Origin of the sequence: Streptomyces sp. NPDC101110, from assembly GCF_044759525.1 — a bacterium.
In the GTDB taxonomy this organism is placed as follows: Bacteria; Actinomycetota; Actinomycetes; order Streptomycetales; family Streptomycetaceae; genus Streptomyces.
Window position 1 is genome coordinate 193042 of record NZ_JBIVZM010000007.1, and the last position, 17060, is coordinate 210101.

At 68.5% G+C, this 17060-nt stretch carries 16 protein-coding genes and 1 tRNA gene; 8 read left to right on the forward strand and 9 right to left on the reverse strand.

The features are described 5' to 3' along the window. Positions 1-97 precede the first annotated feature (97 nt). The 3 genes from ACIQU3_RS18825 to ACIQU3_RS18835 all read right to left on the reverse strand — a co-directional run bounded on the left by ACIQU3_RS18825 (position 98) and on the right by ACIQU3_RS18835 (position 2839). A complete protein-coding gene (locus tag ACIQU3_RS18825) occupies positions 98-1345 on the reverse strand; it encodes an ATP-binding protein (protein WP_403740818.1) in 1248 nt (415 codons plus the stop codon). Next, complete coding sequence (locus tag ACIQU3_RS18830; RefSeq protein ID WP_403926375.1) at positions 1342-2127, reverse strand: hypothetical protein; 786 nt, start codon at positions 2125-2127, stop codon at positions 1342-1344. The genes ACIQU3_RS18825 and ACIQU3_RS18830 overlap by 4 nt, the downstream gene beginning before the upstream one ends. A gap of 208 nt (positions 2128-2335) precedes the next feature. After that, the gene (locus ACIQU3_RS18835; RefSeq protein ID WP_403740828.1) at positions 2336-2839 is read right to left on the reverse strand and encodes a dual specificity protein phosphatase family protein; all 504 of its coding nucleotides are present in this window, start codon (positions 2837-2839) and stop codon (positions 2336-2338) included. Between the two features lie 122 nt (positions 2840-2961). On the opposite strand from ACIQU3_RS18835, the gene ACIQU3_RS18840 reads away from it, so the two are divergent. Beyond that, on the forward strand, positions 2962-3765 hold the full coding sequence (locus ACIQU3_RS18840; protein ID WP_403740831.1) for a nuclease-related domain-containing protein: 804 nt from the start codon (positions 2962-2964) through the stop codon (positions 3763-3765). Between the two features lie 148 nt (positions 3766-3913). Here the strand turns inward: ACIQU3_RS18840 and ligD are convergent, their stop codons facing one another. Then, a complete protein-coding gene (ligD, locus tag ACIQU3_RS18845) occupies positions 3914-4795 on the reverse strand; it encodes a non-homologous end-joining DNA ligase (RefSeq protein WP_403926377.1) in 882 nt (293 codons plus the stop codon). A 54-nt stretch (positions 4796-4849) separates the two neighbouring features. Between ligD and ACIQU3_RS18850 the strand changes: the two genes are divergently transcribed. Together ACIQU3_RS18850 and ACIQU3_RS18855 are read left to right on the forward strand one after the other, a co-directional pair. Continuing rightward, the gene (locus tag ACIQU3_RS18850; protein ID WP_403926739.1) at positions 4850-5884 is read left to right on the forward strand and encodes a Ku protein; all 1035 of its coding nucleotides are present in this window, start codon (positions 4850-4852) and stop codon (positions 5882-5884) included. A gap of 80 nt (positions 5885-5964) precedes the next feature. Continuing rightward, positions 5965-6804 (forward strand): MBL fold metallo-hydrolase, encoded by an 840-nt coding sequence (locus ACIQU3_RS18855; RefSeq protein ID WP_403740839.1) that lies wholly within the window; start codon positions 5965-5967, stop codon positions 6802-6804. A gap of 97 nt (positions 6805-6901) precedes the next feature. Here the strand turns inward: ACIQU3_RS18855 and ACIQU3_RS18860 are convergent, their stop codons facing one another. Then, positions 6902-7372: an Asp23/Gls24 family envelope stress response protein gene (locus ACIQU3_RS18860; RefSeq protein WP_403740842.1), complete on the reverse strand. Its 471-nt coding sequence runs from the start codon at positions 7370-7372 to the stop codon at positions 6902-6904. A 214-nt stretch (positions 7373-7586) separates the two neighbouring features. Between ACIQU3_RS18860 and ACIQU3_RS18865 the strand changes: the two genes are divergently transcribed. Then, positions 7587-8042, forward strand: coding sequence for an SHOCT domain-containing protein (locus ACIQU3_RS18865; protein WP_403740845.1), 456 nt, complete (start codon positions 7587-7589; stop codon positions 8040-8042). A 6-nt stretch (positions 8043-8048) separates the two neighbouring features. Then, positions 8049-8534, forward strand: coding sequence for a hypothetical protein (locus tag ACIQU3_RS18870; RefSeq protein ID WP_403926379.1), 486 nt, complete (start codon positions 8049-8051; stop codon positions 8532-8534). Between the two features lie 234 nt (positions 8535-8768). On the opposite strand, the gene ACIQU3_RS18875 is transcribed toward ACIQU3_RS18870, so the two are convergent. The 3 genes from ACIQU3_RS18875 to ACIQU3_RS18885 form a co-directional block, all read right to left on the reverse strand. Next, the gene (locus tag ACIQU3_RS18875; RefSeq protein ID WP_403926382.1) at positions 8769-9434 is read right to left on the reverse strand and encodes a hypothetical protein; all 666 of its coding nucleotides are present in this window, start codon (positions 9432-9434) and stop codon (positions 8769-8771) included. 243 nt (positions 9435-9677) lie between these two features. Continuing rightward, positions 9678-9741 (reverse strand) — tRNA-Arg (locus tag ACIQU3_RS18880). A gap of 862 nt (positions 9742-10603) precedes the next feature. Continuing rightward, positions 10604-12004, reverse strand: coding sequence for a hypothetical protein (locus ACIQU3_RS18885; protein ID WP_403926384.1), 1401 nt, complete (start codon positions 12002-12004; stop codon positions 10604-10606). 255 nt (positions 12005-12259) lie between these two features. Between ACIQU3_RS18885 and ACIQU3_RS18890 the strand changes: the two genes are divergently transcribed. Further along, the gene (locus ACIQU3_RS18890; RefSeq protein ID WP_403926387.1) at positions 12260-13588 is read left to right on the forward strand and encodes a hypothetical protein; all 1329 of its coding nucleotides are present in this window, start codon (positions 12260-12262) and stop codon (positions 13586-13588) included. Continuing rightward, positions 13585-15030 carry a hypothetical protein gene (locus ACIQU3_RS18895; RefSeq protein WP_403926389.1) on the forward strand — a complete coding sequence of 482 codons (1446 nt, stop codon included), beginning with the start codon at positions 13585-13587 and terminating at the stop codon, positions 15028-15030. Before ACIQU3_RS18890 ends, ACIQU3_RS18895 begins: the two co-directional genes overlap by 4 nt. A gap of 277 nt (positions 15031-15307) precedes the next feature. Here the strand turns inward: ACIQU3_RS18895 and ACIQU3_RS18900 are convergent, their stop codons facing one another. Further along, positions 15308-15856, reverse strand: a complete 549-nt coding sequence (locus ACIQU3_RS18900) for a GIY-YIG nuclease family protein (protein ID WP_403926391.1) — start codon at positions 15854-15856, stop codon at positions 15308-15310. Positions 15857-16094: 238 nt separating this feature from the next. Between ACIQU3_RS18900 and ACIQU3_RS18905 the strand changes: the two genes are divergently transcribed. Beyond that, entirely contained in the window at positions 16095-16883 is a 789-nt protein-coding gene (locus ACIQU3_RS18905; RefSeq protein ID WP_403926394.1) for a hypothetical protein, read from the forward strand. Positions 16884-17060 lie beyond the last annotated feature (177 nt).

A 17060-nucleotide genomic window follows, 5' to 3' on the forward strand; every position in this document is an offset into this window, starting at 1 on the left:
GGGGGCGAAAGTGCCGAAGCTGACTATTCGCCACATTAGGAGCGGGCTGCGGGTGTCGCCCCTCACGCTGGGCCAGAGGGGGACGCGCTGCGGACCCTCACTCCGCCGTGAGTCTCAGCGTGGCGACCGCGCCGCCCTCCGGCGCGTTCGCGAACTCCAGCCGCGCCCCCAGCACCTCCGCCTGGCCGCGCGCGATGGTCAGCCCCAGCCCGTGCCCCCGCGTACCGCCCTCCGTGCGGAACCGCTGCGGGCCGTGCGCGACCAGGTACTCCGGAAACCCGTCCCCGTGGTCGCGAACCGTCACCACCGGACCGTCCACGGTCAGCACCACCGGCTCGCGCCCGTGCTTGTGCGCGTTCGCCACGAGATTGCCCAGCACCCGCTCAAGACGCCGCCGGTCCGTCTCCACGGACACGTCCCGTACGACCCTGACCTCCGTGCCGCTCCCGGCCGCCCGCACCGCCCGCTCGGCCAGCGGCCCCAACTGCTCGGTGTCCAGCTCCACCCGCTCCCGGCCGGTGTCCAGCCGGGAGATCTCCAGCAGGTCCTCGGTCAGCGTGCGCAGTGCCGCCACCCGGTCGCGCACCAGCTCCGTCGGACGGCCCGGCGGCAGCAGTTCCGCCGCCGCGTGCAGCCCGGTCAGCGGCGTACGCAGCTCGTGTGCGACGTCTGCCGTGAACCGCTGCTCGGCCAGCAGCTTCCCCTGCAGCGACGCCGCCATGGAGTCCAGCGCCGCGGCGACCGCGGCCACCTCGTCCTGCGGACTGGCCGTCGTACGCGGGCCCGTGCGGGGGTCGTTCACCCGCGCGTCCAGATCGCCCGCGCTGATCCGCCGGGCCACCCGGGCCGTGGTGTGCAGCCGCCGCGTCACCCGCGTCACCGCGAACGCCCCCACCAGCAGCGTCGCCCCGATGGCCAGGCCAGACGACCAGACGATCGCCCGGTCCAGGCCCTCGATCGTGCGGGCCTGCTGCGAGTAGTCGACCGCGACGGCCAGCGCCCGCCCACCGTCGACGGGCCCCGCCGCCCACATCGTGGGGCGTCCCCCCTCGTCGGCGACCATCGTGCCGCGGTCCCCGGCCACCGCCAGTTCCCGCAGCTCCCCGGGCAGCTCGGGCGGATCCACCCCGGCGCCGGACCACAGGGTGTCCCCGGCCTCGTAGCGCTGTGTCGCCTGTGTCAGCCGCTGCAATGCCTGGTCACGAGCCTGTCCGACGGTCTGGTTCGTCACCTGTACGTGCACCAGGACGCCGAGCAGGGCCGCGAGCGCGCAGCACATCACGGTGATGAAGGCGGCGGCCTTCGCGGCGAGAGTCCCGGACCACTGGGGGAGTGCGGGCCTCATCCGCCGCTCGCCGGGGAGGAAACAGTGGGCGAGACGGTGGGTGAGGCGGTGGGCGAGGCGGACCGGGAACCGCCGGCGGAGGGCGAGGGGTGCCGGGAGTGCGGACGCGGACCGGTGCGCAGCATCTCGTCATGGGTGAGCAGCATGGCCTTCTGGTCCCGGTCCCAGGTCCACTGCAGGCGGTACTCGTAGCCCGCGACCTCCGACGGCGAGCGGATCACCAGGGAGCGCCCGGCCAGCTCGACACCGCTCAGCGCGTCCTCCCAGGCCATCACCTGCACCAGCCGGTGCTTCTCGACGGTGTAGACGCGGACCGCGGTCGTCTTGCCGGGCCGCAGCGGGAAGCCCAGCGTCAGGTCGTCGTGCCCGTCGCCGGTCAGGTCCCGGTAGTACGGCCTGAGCACCGGGCACGTCCCGTGCCCCGGGCCCCGCACGCAGTCGGCCATCTCACGCTCGGTGTCGCGGTAGGGCGCCTTGGGGCCGTCGAAATCACCCGGGTTCCGGGCGATCTCGGCCCGGACGATCCGCACCGGGTCGACGCGGCGGATGTCGTCGCCGGGCACCTTCACCCCCTTGACCACTTCGGTGTTCACCTCACCGATCTCGAACGCCGGACTGGAGGCGGGCGTCAGCTCCGGCCAGAGCCGTGCAGGCCCTTGTGCCGTCGGCGTCGACCCCGCGCCCTCCAGACCGCCCGCGTCCCCGCAGCCCACGGCGGCGGCCAGCAGCAGGGCGACGACGGCCGGGCGGAGGGCGGCTCGTCCGGGGCGGCTGAGGGGCACTGCACTGCACTCCTGGCGGTTCACGGGCGATCACCCGACGGACATACGGCGGACGTACGGCAGGCGTACGGCAGACGTGCGGCGGGCATGCGACGGACGTACGGCGGCACACGACGGACGCTACGGTCGGCCCCGTACACCTTATTCGCGGGGAAGTCCCATTTGCGCGCGAGGGTGGCCGTGTACGCACAGCCGCACGGGCGCACCGCTACTCCGCGAGCTCCTCCAGCAGCCGGGCCGTGGCCAGCCCGGCCCGCAGATACTCGACGAACAGGTCGTTGTGCAGCGCCCACGGCGAGCGGCGGGCCCGGATCAGCCGGATCGCCGCCTCCGCGGAGCTGCCCTGGCGCATCAGCGCGTGCGCGACGACGAGACCGGAGCGGTTGTACCCGTGGAAGCAGCGGACGAGGACCCGGCGGCCCTCCTCCAGCGCCTCGCAGGCGGCCTCGGCCAGCCTGATCACCCCGGCGAGCTGGGTCCCGTCCAGCGGCCCGTCGGGGATGGGCCACACATGGTGCCGGACGCCCGGATCGGGCCCGTGCCCCGGCAGCCGCAGCAGCGTCTGCACGAGATCGAACTCGTCCCGTACGACGGCGAACTCCAGGTGCCCCAAGGCCCCCGTGTACTCGTGACCGCCCATCCAGAGCCCGGGAACGACCTCGCTCCACGGACTCTCCGGCGCGGGCACGTCCGGTTTACTGCGGGTACGCAACGACGCCTCCCCACCATGACCGCCCGAGGGTCCGCGGGCCGCCTGCCCAACTCCTCTCCAAGGTAACCGGGTTCTTGCCCCCACAGCACCCCGCCTGTTCCCATGGAACGGGGTGATGGTGCATGAACGGACTGCGCGTCATACCGACCTGGCGGCACGGCAGGGAGCGGCTCTACGTCTGCCTCCCCGACGGCCGGAACATCGCCTGGTACGACCGTGAGGCCGCCCGGGTGAACCTGCTCGGCCGGGACCGCGAGGACGACGTCCTCCGGGCCCTCGGTCCCTTCATCACCGGCCCCGTGACGGTGGGACCGCCCCCGGTACCCACCCCCGCCGAGCTCGCCCGCCTCGCCCTCCACCCCGACGACGACCTGGCCCCCAACCGCCCCGGCGAAGCCCTCGTCGTCGCCCTCGACCGCGACCCCGGCCCCGCCCACCGGCTGCGCCCCGACCCGCGCCGCAGGGCCCTGGCGGCCGAGCAGACGATCGGCGACGCCCTGGACCGCCTCGACGGTGCGGGCTGGCACACCCTGCACTCCGTGCCGCTCCCCGGCGGCGACCGCATCCACCACCTGCTGATCGGCCCCGGCGGCCTCTACGCCGTCCACGCCCTGCACGCGCGCAAGCAGCGCGTCCGGGTAGCCGACCCCATGATCACCCTGGGCCGCCACGACCCGTACCCCCTGCTGCGCCGCCTGCGCACCGACGCCGAGCGTGCCACCCACGCCCTCACGGCGGAGGTCCGCCCCGTGCTCGCCCTGGTCGACCCGGCCGCCCTGTCGATCCCGACCGCGCCCCGCGAGGTCGACGTCCTGACGGCGGCGGAGGTGGAAGGCCTGTCGCGTGGGGGTGGCGTGCTGAAGCCGGCGGACGTGGAGGCCTTGCACGCGATGGCGCGCGACCGGAATACGTGGGCGCGGGTGTGAGGGATGAGGGGCGGAGAGGCGGGGGCGCGGGGTTGGTTGTGTGCAGGTCGGGGGGGTACGGGACCGGGTGTGCCGGTCGGGGCGGCCGTACGGGGATCGGTAGGGCGCTGGCCGGGGGCACGCTTCATGGCGTGACGGCGGGGCGCCGCTACGGCAGGGTCCCGGCCTCGTCGGCCTCCAGCAGCGGAGCGAGGAGGTCGCCGTAGTCCTGGACCCTCGGCGCGATGTCGCTCGCATGGAAGTCCAGCTGCCCAGGGGCGCGGCACTCCTCGATCTCCCCCCAGGTCACCGGCGCCGAAACGGTCGGCTCCGGGCGGGCCCGGAGGGTGTAGGGGGTCGCCGTGGTCTTGCGCGCGGCGTTCTGGCTCCAGTCGACGAAGACCTTCCCCGGGCGCAGACTCCTGGTCATCCGGTGCAGCGCGAGCCGGGGCATGGCCTTCTCCGCCTCGACGGCCAGCGCCTTCGCGTACTCGGACACTCGCTCCGAGGACGCCCCGCGCACGGCGGCGAGCAGGTGCAGCCCCTTCGAGCCGGAGGTCTTGGCGTAGGTCTCCATGCCGTCGCGCGCGAGCCGCTCCCGCAGCCACAGCGCGACCTCGCAGCACTGGACGATGCTCGCCGGCGCCCCCGGATCGAGGTCGAACACGATCCGGTCCGCCTCGTCCGGGGTGTCGACGAGCCACTGGTGGGTGTGGAACTCGGTCACGAGATTCGCCGACCACATCAGGCTCGGCAGATCCTGCACCAGGACCATCCGCGACGGCCCCTCCACCCGGGGCACCTCCGCGGTGGTGACCCACTCGGGCGTACCCGGCGGCACGTTCTTCGTGAAGAACACCTGCCCGTCCGGTCCGTCCGGGTAGCGCAGGAAGGACACCGCCCGGTCCCGCAGATGGGGCAGCAGGACCCCGGCGACGGTCGCGTAGTAGTGAAGCACCTCGCCCTTGGTGAAGCCCGTGGCGGGATACAGCACCTTCTCCAGGTTGCTGAGAGCGACCCGTCGCCCCTCCACCTCTGTGATAGGCGCCATACGATAAGAATCCCACGCAAACCATGACGAACACTCCCCAGAGTGACCGGAAGGGTGCTGCACGTGAGATCCATTTGGAACGGCGCCATCTCGTTCGGCCTGGTCAGCATTCCGATCAAGCTGGTGAACGCCACCGAGAGCCACTCGATCTCCTTCCGCCAGATCCACACCGAGGACGGCGGCCGCATCCGGTATCGCAAATTCTGTGAACTGGAGGACCGCGAGGTCACCCAGGGAGAGATCGGCAAGGGCTACGAGGACGCGGACGGCACGATCATCCCGATCACCGAGGAGGACCTGTCGAGTCTGCCCATCCCGACGGCCAAGACCATCGAGATCGTCGCCTTCGTCCCGGCCGACCGGATCGACCCGCTCCAGATGGACGCCGCGTACTACCTCCAGGCCGGCGGCGCCCCGGCGGCGAAGCCGTACACCCTGCTGCGCGAGGCGCTGAAACGCAGCAACAAGGTGGCCATCGCGAAGTTCGCCCTGCGGGGACGGGAACGCCTGGGCATGCTCAGGGTCGTCGGCGAGGCCATCGCCATGCACGGCCTGCTGTGGCCGGACGAGGTCCGCGCCCCCGAGGGCCTGGCCCCCGACGCGAACGTCACCGTCCGCGACCAGGAGCTGGACCTGGCGGACGCGCTGATGGACACCTTGGGCGAGGTCGACCTGGAGGACCTGCACGACGAGTACCGCGAGGCCGTGGAGGAGGTCATCGCCGCGAAGGCCGCCGGCGAGGCCCCGCCGCAGGCCCCGGAACCGGCCACGGGCGGCAAGGTCCTGGACCTGATGGCGGCGCTGGAGAGCAGCGTCCGAGCGGCCCGCGAGTCCCGCGGCGAGGAGGCGGAGCACGCCGAGGTGAAGCCGCTCCCGCTGCGCAAGACGGCCCGGGCGGCGCCCAAGCAGACCGGCGGCAAGAAGTCGACGTCCACCGCGAAGAAGACGGCGGCCAAGAAGACCACGGCGGCGAAGAAGTCGACGGCCAAGTCCGGCCAGGGCCAGGGGACGACGAAGAAGACAGCCTCGAAGAGCACCGCGAAGAAGACGGCGGCGAAGAAGTCGACGTCCCGCAAACGCTCGGCCTGACAGCCCGCACGCCCGGTACCGGCCGGCGTCCGCCGGGCACCTCACGCGGGGCCGGGGAGCCGGGGAGATCCGGAGGAACGATGCCGCTCGACGACGCGCTCGACGTCCACTTCATCGGAAACGCGACGGTGCTGCTGTCGTACGGGCCGCTGACCCTGCTCACCGACCCCAACTTCCTCCACCGGGGACAGTACGCCCACCTCGGCTACGGCCTGCTGAGCCGCCGCCTGACCGAACCGGCCCTCGACGTGCACGAACTGCCCCGCCTCGACGCGGTCGTGCTGTCACACCTGCACGGCGACCACTGGGACCGACGGGCCCGCCGGCACCTGGACCGCACCGTGCCGATCCTGACCACCCCGCACGCCGCCCGCCGCCTTCGGACCCTGCACCGATTCCCCCGGACGGCGGGACTGCGCACCTGGAAGGCGCTCACCCTCCAGCGCGACGGCGTCCAGGTCACGGCCACCGCGCTGCCCGGCCGGCACGCGGGCCAGGCGGTGCTGCGCGGGCTGCTGCCGCCGGTCATGGGAAGCATGCTGGAATTCGGCCCCGCCGGACGGGCACCCCGCATGCGGCTCTACATCTCGGGCGACACCCTCGTGTACGACGGCCTGGACGAGATCGCCGACCGCTTCCCCGCAGCCGACCTCGCCGTCCTGCACCTGGGCGGAACCCGCCTCCCCGGCGGCTTCGTGGTCACGATGGACGGCACCCAGGGCGCCGAACTGGCCCGCCGGCTCGACCCCCGCCTCGTCCTGCCCGTGCACTACGAGGACTACACGGTGATGCGCTCGCCCCTGTCCGCGTTCCTCGCCGAGGCCGACGCGATCGGCCTCGGCGACCGCGTCGTCCACTGCGGCCACGGCGACCGCCTCCGCCTGCCGTGCGGCGCGGGGGCGGTGCCGGAGGTGTACTGAGGGGCGGAACCGGAGGTATCTCGAGCAGAAGCCCCTCAGATCGGTCGGCGACGGAATGAAAGGACTCCTGAGGAGTGGGGTGAGCCCCTCAGGTCGGTCAGGCGACTCTCCTGCCCTCCGGCTCCTCGGACTCGTCCTCCTCGTCCGGCAGATGGACGTCGTCGACGGCGATGTTGACCTCCACGACCTCCAGCCCGGTCATCCGCTCCACGGCGTTGACGACGTTGGCCCGCACGTCCGCGGCGGTGTCGGCGATGGCGGCGCCGTACTCGACGACCACATCGAGATCGACGGCGGCCTGACGCTCGCCCACCTCGACCTTCACCCCCTGGGTGACCCCGCTGCCCCCGCCCGGCACCCGCTGACGCACAGCCCCGAAGGCCCTGGTCATGCCTCCGCCGAGGTTGTGCACCTCGGGAATCTCACGGGCCGCCATGCCCGCGATCTTCGCGACGACCGTGTCCGCGATGGCGGTGTTCCCACGGGTGCCGGGAGCACCCTTGCCGCCCTGCGATGTCGCCCCGTCCTGCCTGCCCGCTGTGTTCCTGCGCTGAGTGGTCTCGGTCATAACCGTCACCTCGATGATCGGTGAGGGGATGAGCGTCGTTCCTCTCCACCGTAGAACAACGGTGCGGATGGGGCGAAAGTGGCAATTCGCAGTCACCGAACCTCACCCTTCCCGGGTGAGGCCCTCACCGTCTTGCCGTGGGCACGCTGAGAACGGCATGCGCCACCGGCCGGGCCCACCCCGCGCCGCTCGCGCCCCCGAACGGAGGAGGACCATGAGCGCGCAGACGTATCTCGCCTACGACTTTCCGCTGTTGAGCGCCTTCTGGACGGTGTTCTGGGTCTTTCTGTGGATCATGTGGTTCGTCCTGCTGTTCCGGATCGTCCTCGACATCTTCCGGGACGACTCCATGGGCGGCTGGGCGAAGACCGGCTGGCTGGTGTTCTGCTGCGTCCTGCCGTTCCTCGGGGTCTTCGTCTACGTGATCGCCCGCGGCAAGAACATGGGCCGCCGCGAGGTCGCCCAGGCACGCGCCCAGCAGGAGGCGTTCGACAGCTACGTCCGGGAGACCGCGAAGGGCGGCGAGAGCCGGTCCGGCAGCGTCGACGACCTCGCCAAGTTGTCCGAGATCCGCGCTCGCGGTGACATCACGGACGAGGAGTTCCGCAGGGCGAAGGAACTGGTCCTGGCCGGCGGCCACCCCACACCGGACGACTTGAGAACGCGGTAGCGGGGCATGACCGCCACGCACGGGGAACGGCCCGGCACGTCACTCAACGAATGGGCCACCGGCGTGACGGTGTTCGCGGCCATCATGCTGATGGTCACCGGCATCATCGACGTCGTGCGCGGCGTGGCGGAGATCGCAGAGGACGACATCTTCGCCACGACGCGCACGTACATCTTCGCGTTCGACCTGACGGCCTGGGGCTGGATCCACGCAGCCCTGGGCGCGGTCGCGTTCATCATCAGCTTCGGCCTGTTCAGGGCATCCACCTGGGCCCGAGTAACCGGCGTGGCAGTGGCGGCCCTGGTCATCATCGCCAACTTCCTCTCCCTGCCGTACTACCCGGCCTGGTCCATCGTGATGATCGCGGCATCGGGCTTCATCATCTGGGCGCTGTGCGCAATGAAAAAGGACGAGGATCTGTCCCGTCCGAGAGACCGCCGACGACACGGGCCTGCCGAACACACAAAAGAGGCCAAGAGCCAGCCATCCTGACCCCGCCCTCTTATCGGCGCCCGCCCTGCTCCCAAATCAACTTCCACAGCCGACGAGTTGAGTGCCCCCGAGACGACCCGAACCTGCGCACACCGCTCCGGAGGGCTGGTGGGCTGGGCGACGCAGTTCGGTTCTGCTGTCTGTCTTGGCAGCGCCGCAGCCCGTGCGAGTTCGTCCTCCAAGGCCTGGTTCAGGGTCTCGTCCCGTCCAGGGGCCTCATTGGTGCCCTGCGTCTCAGCTCGTCGGATAACCGATCTCCGCGATGTCCCCCGAGAAATCCGCCAGGACGATTTCCGAGTTCAACGCGCGGACCACTTCTTCGGTCAGCGGGCGAGAAGAGAAGACGTGCCGAACGGCCTCCAGGTCGACCGGGACCTCGTAGTAGTCCTCGGCCCATCGTTGAAACGCCTCCGGGGAGCGATCCACCAACAGCTGGAAGAGGTATGCGGCACCGTCCGGATCCTCCGTTGCTGCATCGGAAAAATCGATCGTTCCCGCCCTCCAGCGGTCGTCGGCTGTCTCCCGCCACATACAGGCCGTGACGAGCGGCATCGCGTCCTCGTCCGAGAACGCCGGCTCCTCGACATACGGCCGGAAGACCTCAGGAACCTCGTCGAGCACTCCGGGCCATGGCCCGTCTTCTGCATACGGGCTCATGGGCGATTCGTGATCGAATCCCCGCACATAGGCGCCGGCGGGTGAGAAGACGATCGAGTACTCGTCACCCGACCCGTTCCGCATCGAGGCCATCGACTCCGTCTCCGACCAGCGGTCGTCGAAGGAGTGGTGGCGGCTCTCCCACTCAGGGCTCAGAACTGCCTCCAGGACGGCCATGGAACGGCAGTGCTCACGGAGGACAGTTATCTCGGGCAGTCGTCGAGCAACGTCATGAACGGTCACCCGCTCATCCAAGCGCACGCATCCGACACGTCAGGTCCTTGCCCGACGTGTCGCTGTCGCACGGAACTTGAAGACCGCGGATAGTACGACTCACCGGGGACAACGCTCCAAGATCCCATCCACGGCTCGTCCACAGATCCCGACATACGCCCGCTCCAAGCCGCACACGCCTGCACATACGCGAAGACCCCGTCCCAGCGAAAGCGCTGATGGCGGGGTCTTTGGGCACCTCATGCAAGGTGCCCCCGGCAGGATTCGAACCTGCGCACACGGCTCCGGAGGCCGTCCGATTCCCGCACGTTTTCGCAGGTCAGCGGCCTATCTGACAGGTTGTCAGGCCCGCGGTCCCGCGCATGTCCCGCGAGAATGAAATGGGCCATTCGGTCGTCTTGTCCGGATCATTCCCTGTCGTGGTTGATCCATGCACCGTGACGTAGATCATGGCTTCCTCGGACAAGGGTAGGGGGTATATTGTGCGCCCTTCAATCGAACAAGGAGGCTGTCCGGAGCGCGCGGGCAGGCCAAGCGAGCCGGTTGTGCGACGGGCCGGTTGGGGTGCTCCCCCGTGGTGTCAGAGCGCGCGGTGACTGACGGGCGTATCCCGCCGCCTCTCGTCAGGATGCCCTGAGAGCATGTGCCCGTGCCGTGCTTCCGGCGGGCTCTGTGGGGGCCATCGCTGACGCGGTGCCGTAGTGGCCACCGCGCGCCGGCCCACGCGGTGATCGACCGGCGTCTCATGAGTCGCGACAGCGAACAGGCCCGTCCGACGCTGGGCAGGGTTGCGAACGACGGTGGACCGGCGAGTGAAGGCTGGCGAGGCGTACACCAGGGCCGAAATGGCACCGGTCTCCCGGCGTCCCTGGAAGTGCTCGGCGTGGGAGCTGTGATCCTCTTGCGAAGTCCCTGGGAGACGGGCCACGGACTGAGTGTCGATCGGGACCTGGACGTGGGTGCGGCGGGCCTGCCCGCCTGCTCGTGCATGCAGGCGGCCGTCGTGTGGAGTTGTGAGGTTGAGCTTGGGCTGCGGCCTTTCGACGTGCGGGCAGGCGGTGGCGGTGGACTGTCAATGATGCGAGGGATCGCCGGTTTGGCCAACCGGCGATCCCGAGCTATGTTGCGCGGCCCGAAACGGCGAGCGCAGGAGAATCACGATCTCGTGAGCTGTTGGTTCAGAGCGTGCGGCGTTTGCGGATGGGCAGGATGCTCAGGGCCATGACGGTGCCATCGCCCTGGAACGAGATCGGGTCGTTCCATTTCACGGCTTCAAGGGGGTCGCGCCGTTTGGCGCGGAGTTTGTAGACCGCTTCCCTGTACTCTTCGACGCACCCGTCTTTGATCAGCTCATACAGTCCTGAGTCCATTCCGGAGAATGCCTCGATGCGCGCGGCCCCCATACGGAAGACGTTGTCCGTGCCCACGAATTTCGTGTCGCCGACCTCGATATCCGCGTCGTCAATGCTCGATGTCGCAGCGAAGGCAGGCACGTTGTAGTGCTCTCGCCCTTGGTGGTCGGTGAGATACCGGACCGCATGTTTCCCTCCGCCCGAGAAAGCGGTCAGGCCAGCGGCTGCGGTTCGGGCCAGGAGCTGGCCGAACCAGGCGAGGTCGTCCTCGCCTATCTGGAAGCCGTCCACCGTCCGCGCCCGTCTGCCGTCTCGGGACGGTATGCGAATGGCGTTGGGGTAGGGGATTCCGGATCTGTCCTTGATTTCCTCGTCGGCGTTTCCCGGAGCGCCAGGCATACGGACGGGGAGCAGCGCTTCGCCGGGGGATTGCAGTACGTTGACCACGATGCCGCCCTGGCCCATGAGTTCGGTGGACAGCATCAGGCACGGCGTGGTGTTCCACGGGCCGATCTGCATGCCCTCGGTCAGTTCGGATCCTTTGACCAGTTGCTGGATCGTGGTGCTGCGGGTTCGGCCGGTCCGCTTGCTTGGCTTCTGGTGGTTTCCCCGGCAGGCCACGAAGGTAACTTTCGACGGCTCGCCGGGCTTCCATGCCTCGATGATGTAGTCGGGCCGGGGCCGTGAGCCCTTGTTCCGTTGCGAGACGCTCGGGGGCCAGCCAGCTCGCAGCACCGTGTTCGTGTCAACGACCGACACGATGTGGTCGGGGTAGCGCTGCTGCACGATGTGTTCCGCCACGGCGATCCCGAAGCCGACAGCCAGCTCCCGGGCCTGCATGCCCTTGTACCAGCTCTCGGAAGAGCGGCCCTTGTCGGTGAGATCCATGGAACCGGCGCGATTGCCGTCCAGTGCCTCGCAGAACTTCAGGCTCAGCCAGTGTTCCGCGAGCCCGCGTCCCATTCCCTGGCCGGCCAGCACGTAGCCGCGGGCGACGGCGTGCAGCACCTGCCACGGCGTCAGCTCGATGGACCGGCCGTGCTCGGCACGCGCGACGGGGCGCAGCTCGGGTTTCCTGCGTGCTGGTTCCTGGCCTTTTTCTCGGCGCCTCTTGTCGATAGCCGCCGCTGCGGAGTTCACATGTGCGGCCAGCTCGGTCGTCGAGTGGACGTGAACGCTCGTCGAGCGGCTGAGTGCGTTCAGGATCTGTCGCGCGGTTCTTGCCATGCATCCCCCCACGTGTCCGCGTGACCCTGTCGGCCGGGAACGGTAGTGCGGAGCAATGGGGCGCATACAAGTGCGCATGGTGAGCCATGGGGCGGAACCGGCCAAGTCGTGCACGTGCGGGGCATCACCCGGTGGGAACGGTGCCGCTGGAGTAACCCGGTGTTTGGCCTCGACCAGGGCGATGGGCTCAGGGCACACAGCAGGCGCCTGCAGCTGACGTGCGTTCGGGGCCCTCTGTCGGTGGTCGCTCGTAGGATGCTGAATCTGGAGGTGGCGTTTGTGGCGGTACCTGTTTCGCAGCAGCGAAAGCTGAGTCAGCGTTCGGGCAACATCTGTGCGTTTCCTGGGTGCGGGTTGCTCCTCACGGCCGAAGGCACACCGGAGGAACCCGTCGTAGTGCTCGGCGAGATGGCGCACATCGTCGCGGAGAGTCCGAACGGTCCCCGAGGCGACTCGCCGTTGACGGCCGAACAGCGCAACCGGTACGAGAACCTGATCTTGCTCTGCAATCAGCATCACCAGCTGATCGATTCCGACGGAGCGGTGGCCAAGTACACGGTGGAACGACTTCTCGCCATGAAAGAGGATCACGAGAGGCGGGTGGAGCGCAGACTCGGCGGGCGCCCCAACGTCGACGCGGAGCTGCCGCCCGTGGTCAACAACACCGTGTACAGCAATGTCTTGCCGGTTACGCAGATGCCACGCCACGTCTACGGGGCGCCCTGCCTGGTGGATCGGGAAAGTGATGTCAGACCGGAGAGCATGTCCACCGGGGAGATGACGCCGTTCATCCTGCGGGAAGGGTGGCTGTGGGCATTCCAGAACCTGCGGGACGACAGCGGCCCTTTTGCTGCGTTCGTGGATCGGTCCGCAGCCGAGCGGTTCGACTCCCGGGAGTGGTGGGGTGATCCCGACAAGCTTCGGTGGTACGTGGCGCTGCTCAACCGCTCACTGAACAAGCTCACGGGGCGTCTCGGCCTGCGGCTCGATCGGGACCATCACCGCTACTACTTCGAACCCGAGGAAGAGGGCGTTGAGCGGACGGTAGTGTACCGGCCGTTGAACGCCAGCAAGGCGAAGCGGAGCGTGGTCTGGCAGCCCAAGAAGAAGGCCACCGGAGAAGCACGCAACTACTGGCTCCATCGTGCTGTCTCCCTGCGTTTCTTCCTCATCGGCAACAGTCAGTGGTGTCTGAGCATCAGACCTGAACTGCGAGTGACATCCGATGGCTTCGAGTCCATCGACGCCAAGCACGTCGGGCGACAGGTCACCCGGAAGAAGTCCAGACTGTTCAACCACGACCTTCTCGGTGAGGTGCAGTTCTGGCGGGACTTCCTGGGAAAGAGCAGTCCGCGGATCGCCTTCCCTTTCGATGACGGACAGAGCCTGGTCATCTCGACATCCCTGAGCAGCGGGCAGGTGCACTGGCCGGGCATCCCTCCCGAGCACGACATGCCCTTCAAGAACGTCGAATACGTGGACGACCTCTTCACCTGGGCCGAGGCAGAGAGCCTGAGCGAGGACGATGAGCTGGACCACGAGCAGGACGAAGAAGTCGGCTACGAAGGGGTGATCGTGGAATGAAGCCACGCCCGTCCCCACCCCGCACATCACTCGCCGGGCCGCCCTCCCTCATCACGAGCACCCACTTCCCGGAACCCCTGCTCCGCTTCGCCGACGACGGCCTGCACATCGACCCCAAGGCGGGCATCGCACGCTACGGCCCACGATCCTGGACAGCCTCGGGCCGCCACCCCACACGGCTGCGAGTCGGGCTCATCGGTACCCCAGAGCTCGTCGAGTCAGCACGCGCCTGGATGAACAGCCGAGCCGAGGGCATGACGGGAGATGAGAACAACCCTGAATTTCCCGGCTGGATGCCCGACCGAGGATTCTTTTCCTCCCTGGAATTCGACGATGCGTGGGACGAGGAACTCGGCCAGGCGGAGTTGCGCCAGGTGCTGGAGATCAGATCGCAGGAGGAGCGCTTCCACGCCGCCGTGACCCTGTTCGAGACGAAGCTGCGGCACCTCGCGGAACGCGACAGCACCCCCGACTACGTCGTGATCGCGCTGTCCGACGAGATCGTCGCCCGCTGCGGAACCGCCGACTACACAACCAAAGAGACCGGAGCCGTCCATCGCGATCTGCGCCGCGCACTCAAGGCGAGCGCCATGAGGTTCCGTCTCCCCACGCAGATCGTCCGAGCGCCCACGCTGGACGGCAGGGACCGGACACCACCCTCCCGCATCGCGTGGAACTTCTTCACGGCGATGTACTGCAAAGCAGGCGGCTACCCCTGGAGTCCGTACGGCCTTACCCCCGGCACCTGTTACGTCGGAATCGGGTTCTACCGCCCGCTCGGCACCGCACGAGCCACGATGCAGACCAGCCTGGTGCAGGCGTTCGACGAGCGCGGGGAAGGACTGGTTCTACGCGGCCACGAATTCGAGTGGGACCCTCACAAGACCGGAAGCCGTTCACCTCACCTGACGGCTGACGGCGCCCACAAGCTGATGGCTCTGGTTCTTGACCAGTACGAGTCGGTGATGAAGCAGACCCCGGCCCGGATCGTGGTCCACAAGACTTCTCGCTACTGGCCGGACGAGCGCGACGGATTCCGCTCCGCGATCGAGGCCCGGGTGCGACGCTACGACCTGATGGCTCTTGAGGCGCAAAGCCGGGTACGACTCATCACGACCTCCAAGTACCCGCCTCTGCGTGGAACCCGCTTCAGCTTGGGAGAGCTGGACTACCTCTACACCACGGGTTACATATCCGCGCTGAGAGAGTTCCACGGTATGCACGTCCCGGCCCCCCTTCAGGTGGCTGATCACATCGGTCAGGACTCGTCCCGTGAGGTGCTGCTGAAGGAAGTACTGGCCCTCACCAAGCTCAACTGGAACTCGGCAGCTTTGGGCGGACTCCTGCCTATCACGATCAAGTTCTCGGGCCTGGTCGGAGAAATCATGCGGGAAATCCCGCCAGATCGGACCCCGCTGCCTCAATTCAAGTTCTACATCTGAAACCATTGGTCGTGGCAGTTGCTGCGCCGCCGTCCCCATGGCCCATTTCATAGTGTTCCGGGTGGGGAATTACGCCGTCGTCGACACCTGGTCGGTACTGAAGGCGCGTATGTTCCGGGCAGCGTCCGGCTGGAGCGGATTGCCCGCTCTCGCGCCCGGCGCAAGTCTGGCTGCCGTCGGCGCTCAGAGGTGTCTCTCGGTCAGGACGCCAGCGGATGATGACCTGGCGGTCCCTCTTGCCAGCCCTCGTCTCTGCGGGCCGCTCAGCGAAAGCCAGCTACTTGTCCGGCCGGGGGCCGGCACTGGCGTAGTAGAAGGCTCGAGCCTGCTTGACGCGGTCCCGGGAGGTGCCACGCTCCGCTCCCTCGACGTTCAGCGGTGGGTGCAGTTGGGAGATCAGTTCCTTCTCCAGTGGGACGGGGTCCGGGTGCTCGGTCCAGGTGAGGGTGAGGTGGTGGTGCATCCAGTGGGTAAGGCGCTGTTCGTCCTTGGGAATCAGGACGACGCGGTCGGTCCACGTGGTGCGGTAGCTCTCGGCGGGCATGAGCAGTCCGGCCAGGGTTCGACGCAGGGTGGACCGTCCGGAGTCCCTCAGATGGTTGTAGGCGACGCGGGACCGCAGCCGGCGGGCCTTGCCCAGGTAGAGCAGCCGCAGTCCGGCATCGCCGTTATTGACCGGTCCGGGGAAGAAGTCCAGGACCTCGGGCGGCGCCCACCAGGCGTACACCCCTGCGGTCGTGGGCAGGGCGCGGGCCGCGCGATCGAGGGTCTGGGGTGCGGAGAGCAGTTCGGCTGTGGCTCGTTGAACGGTGGCGTCGTTGAGCATGGGCGCACCCTAATGTCCTGAGTCGGCGACTCGGCGTTAGTTGGGTGTGAGCCGTCCCGGTCCGAAGATCCCGCCGTTGACGGTCACCGAACTGAGGGGCTGCTCCGAACCCGGATCATCGGGCCACATCTGGCGATCCGCCGGACGGTTCGGCGGCCGGACGTACAGTGTCGGGGGGCGTCGCTCCCGGGGGTGCGGGCGGCGGACGCAGGGCATCCTGCAGGTCGAAGGTGGGGGCATGGACAGCAGCGAGTACGACGAGTACGAGGCCATTGTCAGAGTCCGGAAGAACGCGCGCTTCACGCGGTCGAGGAAGACCGCGGGCGCTCATCGCGGCATGACACGTGACCCCGACACCAACAAGGTGGGTCAAGCCGAGATCTTCTTGAAGAAGGAGAACGAGCCGGACCCGGTGGCGGCGTACCCGCAGGATTGGCTCGACTCCGACCCGCACGAGGCGGAGGCCCGAGCGCAGGAGCGTCGAGAGACCGCGGAGTTCCTCGCCGATGTGCTCTTCCACGTCGGCCTCAGACTGACGGAGAAGGCCGCGCCGCACGTCAGGAAGTGGTGGCACGAACAAGCCCTTCCGGCGGTGAAGGCCAAGTGGAGCAGTGTGGCGCTAGGTCGTACGCGGGATCGCCGGGTTGAGGCCGAGGAGGAACGGAAGGAGGTCGTCACCGTTCCAGGTGATCAGAGGACGACCATGAGCGGCGCTGAGGCGCGGAAGCGGTTCGCCGCGGCTGTGATGGCCCGGATCTACAGCGACGGGCAGCTACGGCTGGTGCGCAACGCCCGGGTGGTGGACGAGGGGGAGAACGGTCCGGTGGAACTGGGGGCGACGGACGATCTCACCCCTCAACGCATCGGGGAACACGTCGCGTCGATACTCGAGGCGGACCCTTCGCTGCTCGGCGAGGACACCCTGGCCGAACTAGGGAGACTCGTCGCAAAAATTCGAGCCGACGGCGGCTACGTTCCCATCCCGAGAGCTGAAGGTGTGCTGCCGCACGACCACGGGAACGACTGACGCATGCAGACGACTTGAGGGTGACGTCGCCACCGTCTGGATCGTCGACACCACTTCGAGTCAAAGCCCCCGCGTGTGGAACACCTTGTACGCGCTCACGGCAGCCAGCGCCAGCTCAGGCTCTGCCAGGGGACTGCGGCCCGTAATCGCATCGACCCGGCCCCGCCACTCGACGAC

Excerpts from the sequence above, each read along its gene's own strand:
- ligD (WP_403926377.1), bottom strand. The coding sequence starts at position 4,795 with ATGGCGCCTATCACAGAGGTGGAGGGGCGACGGGTCGCTCTCAGCAAC.
- ACIQU3_RS18840 (WP_403740831.1), top strand. The coding sequence starts at position 2,962 with ATGAACGGACTGCGCGTCATACCGACCTGGCGGCACGGCAGGGAGCGG.
- ACIQU3_RS18870 (WP_403926379.1), top strand. The coding sequence starts at position 8,049 with ATGACCGCCACGCACGGGGAACGGCCCGGCACGTCACTCAACGAATGG.
- ACIQU3_RS18885 (WP_403926384.1), bottom strand. The coding sequence starts at position 12,004 with ATGGCAAGAACCGCGCGACAGATCCTGAACGCACTCAGCCGCTCGACG.
- ACIQU3_RS18865 (WP_403740845.1), top strand. The coding sequence starts at position 7,587 with ATGAGCGCGCAGACGTATCTCGCCTACGACTTTCCGCTGTTGAGCGCC.
- ACIQU3_RS18905 (WP_403926394.1), top strand. The coding sequence starts at position 16,095 with ATGGACAGCAGCGAGTACGACGAGTACGAGGCCATTGTCAGAGTCCGG.
- ACIQU3_RS18825 (WP_403740818.1), bottom strand. The coding sequence starts at position 1,345 with ATGAGGCCCGCACTCCCCCAGTGGTCCGGGACTCTCGCCGCGAAGGCC.
- ACIQU3_RS18900 (WP_403926391.1), bottom strand. The coding sequence starts at position 15,856 with ATGCTCAACGACGCCACCGTTCAACGAGCCACAGCCGAACTGCTCTCC.
- ACIQU3_RS18890 (WP_403926387.1), top strand. The coding sequence starts at position 12,260 with ATGCTGAATCTGGAGGTGGCGTTTGTGGCGGTACCTGTTTCGCAGCAG.
- ACIQU3_RS18855 (WP_403740839.1), top strand. The coding sequence starts at position 5,965 with ATGCCGCTCGACGACGCGCTCGACGTCCACTTCATCGGAAACGCGACG.
- ACIQU3_RS18895 (WP_403926389.1), top strand. The coding sequence starts at position 13,585 with ATGAAGCCACGCCCGTCCCCACCCCGCACATCACTCGCCGGGCCGCCC.
- ACIQU3_RS18860 (WP_403740842.1), bottom strand. The coding sequence starts at position 7,372 with ATGACCGAGACCACTCAGCGCAGGAACACAGCGGGCAGGCAGGACGGG.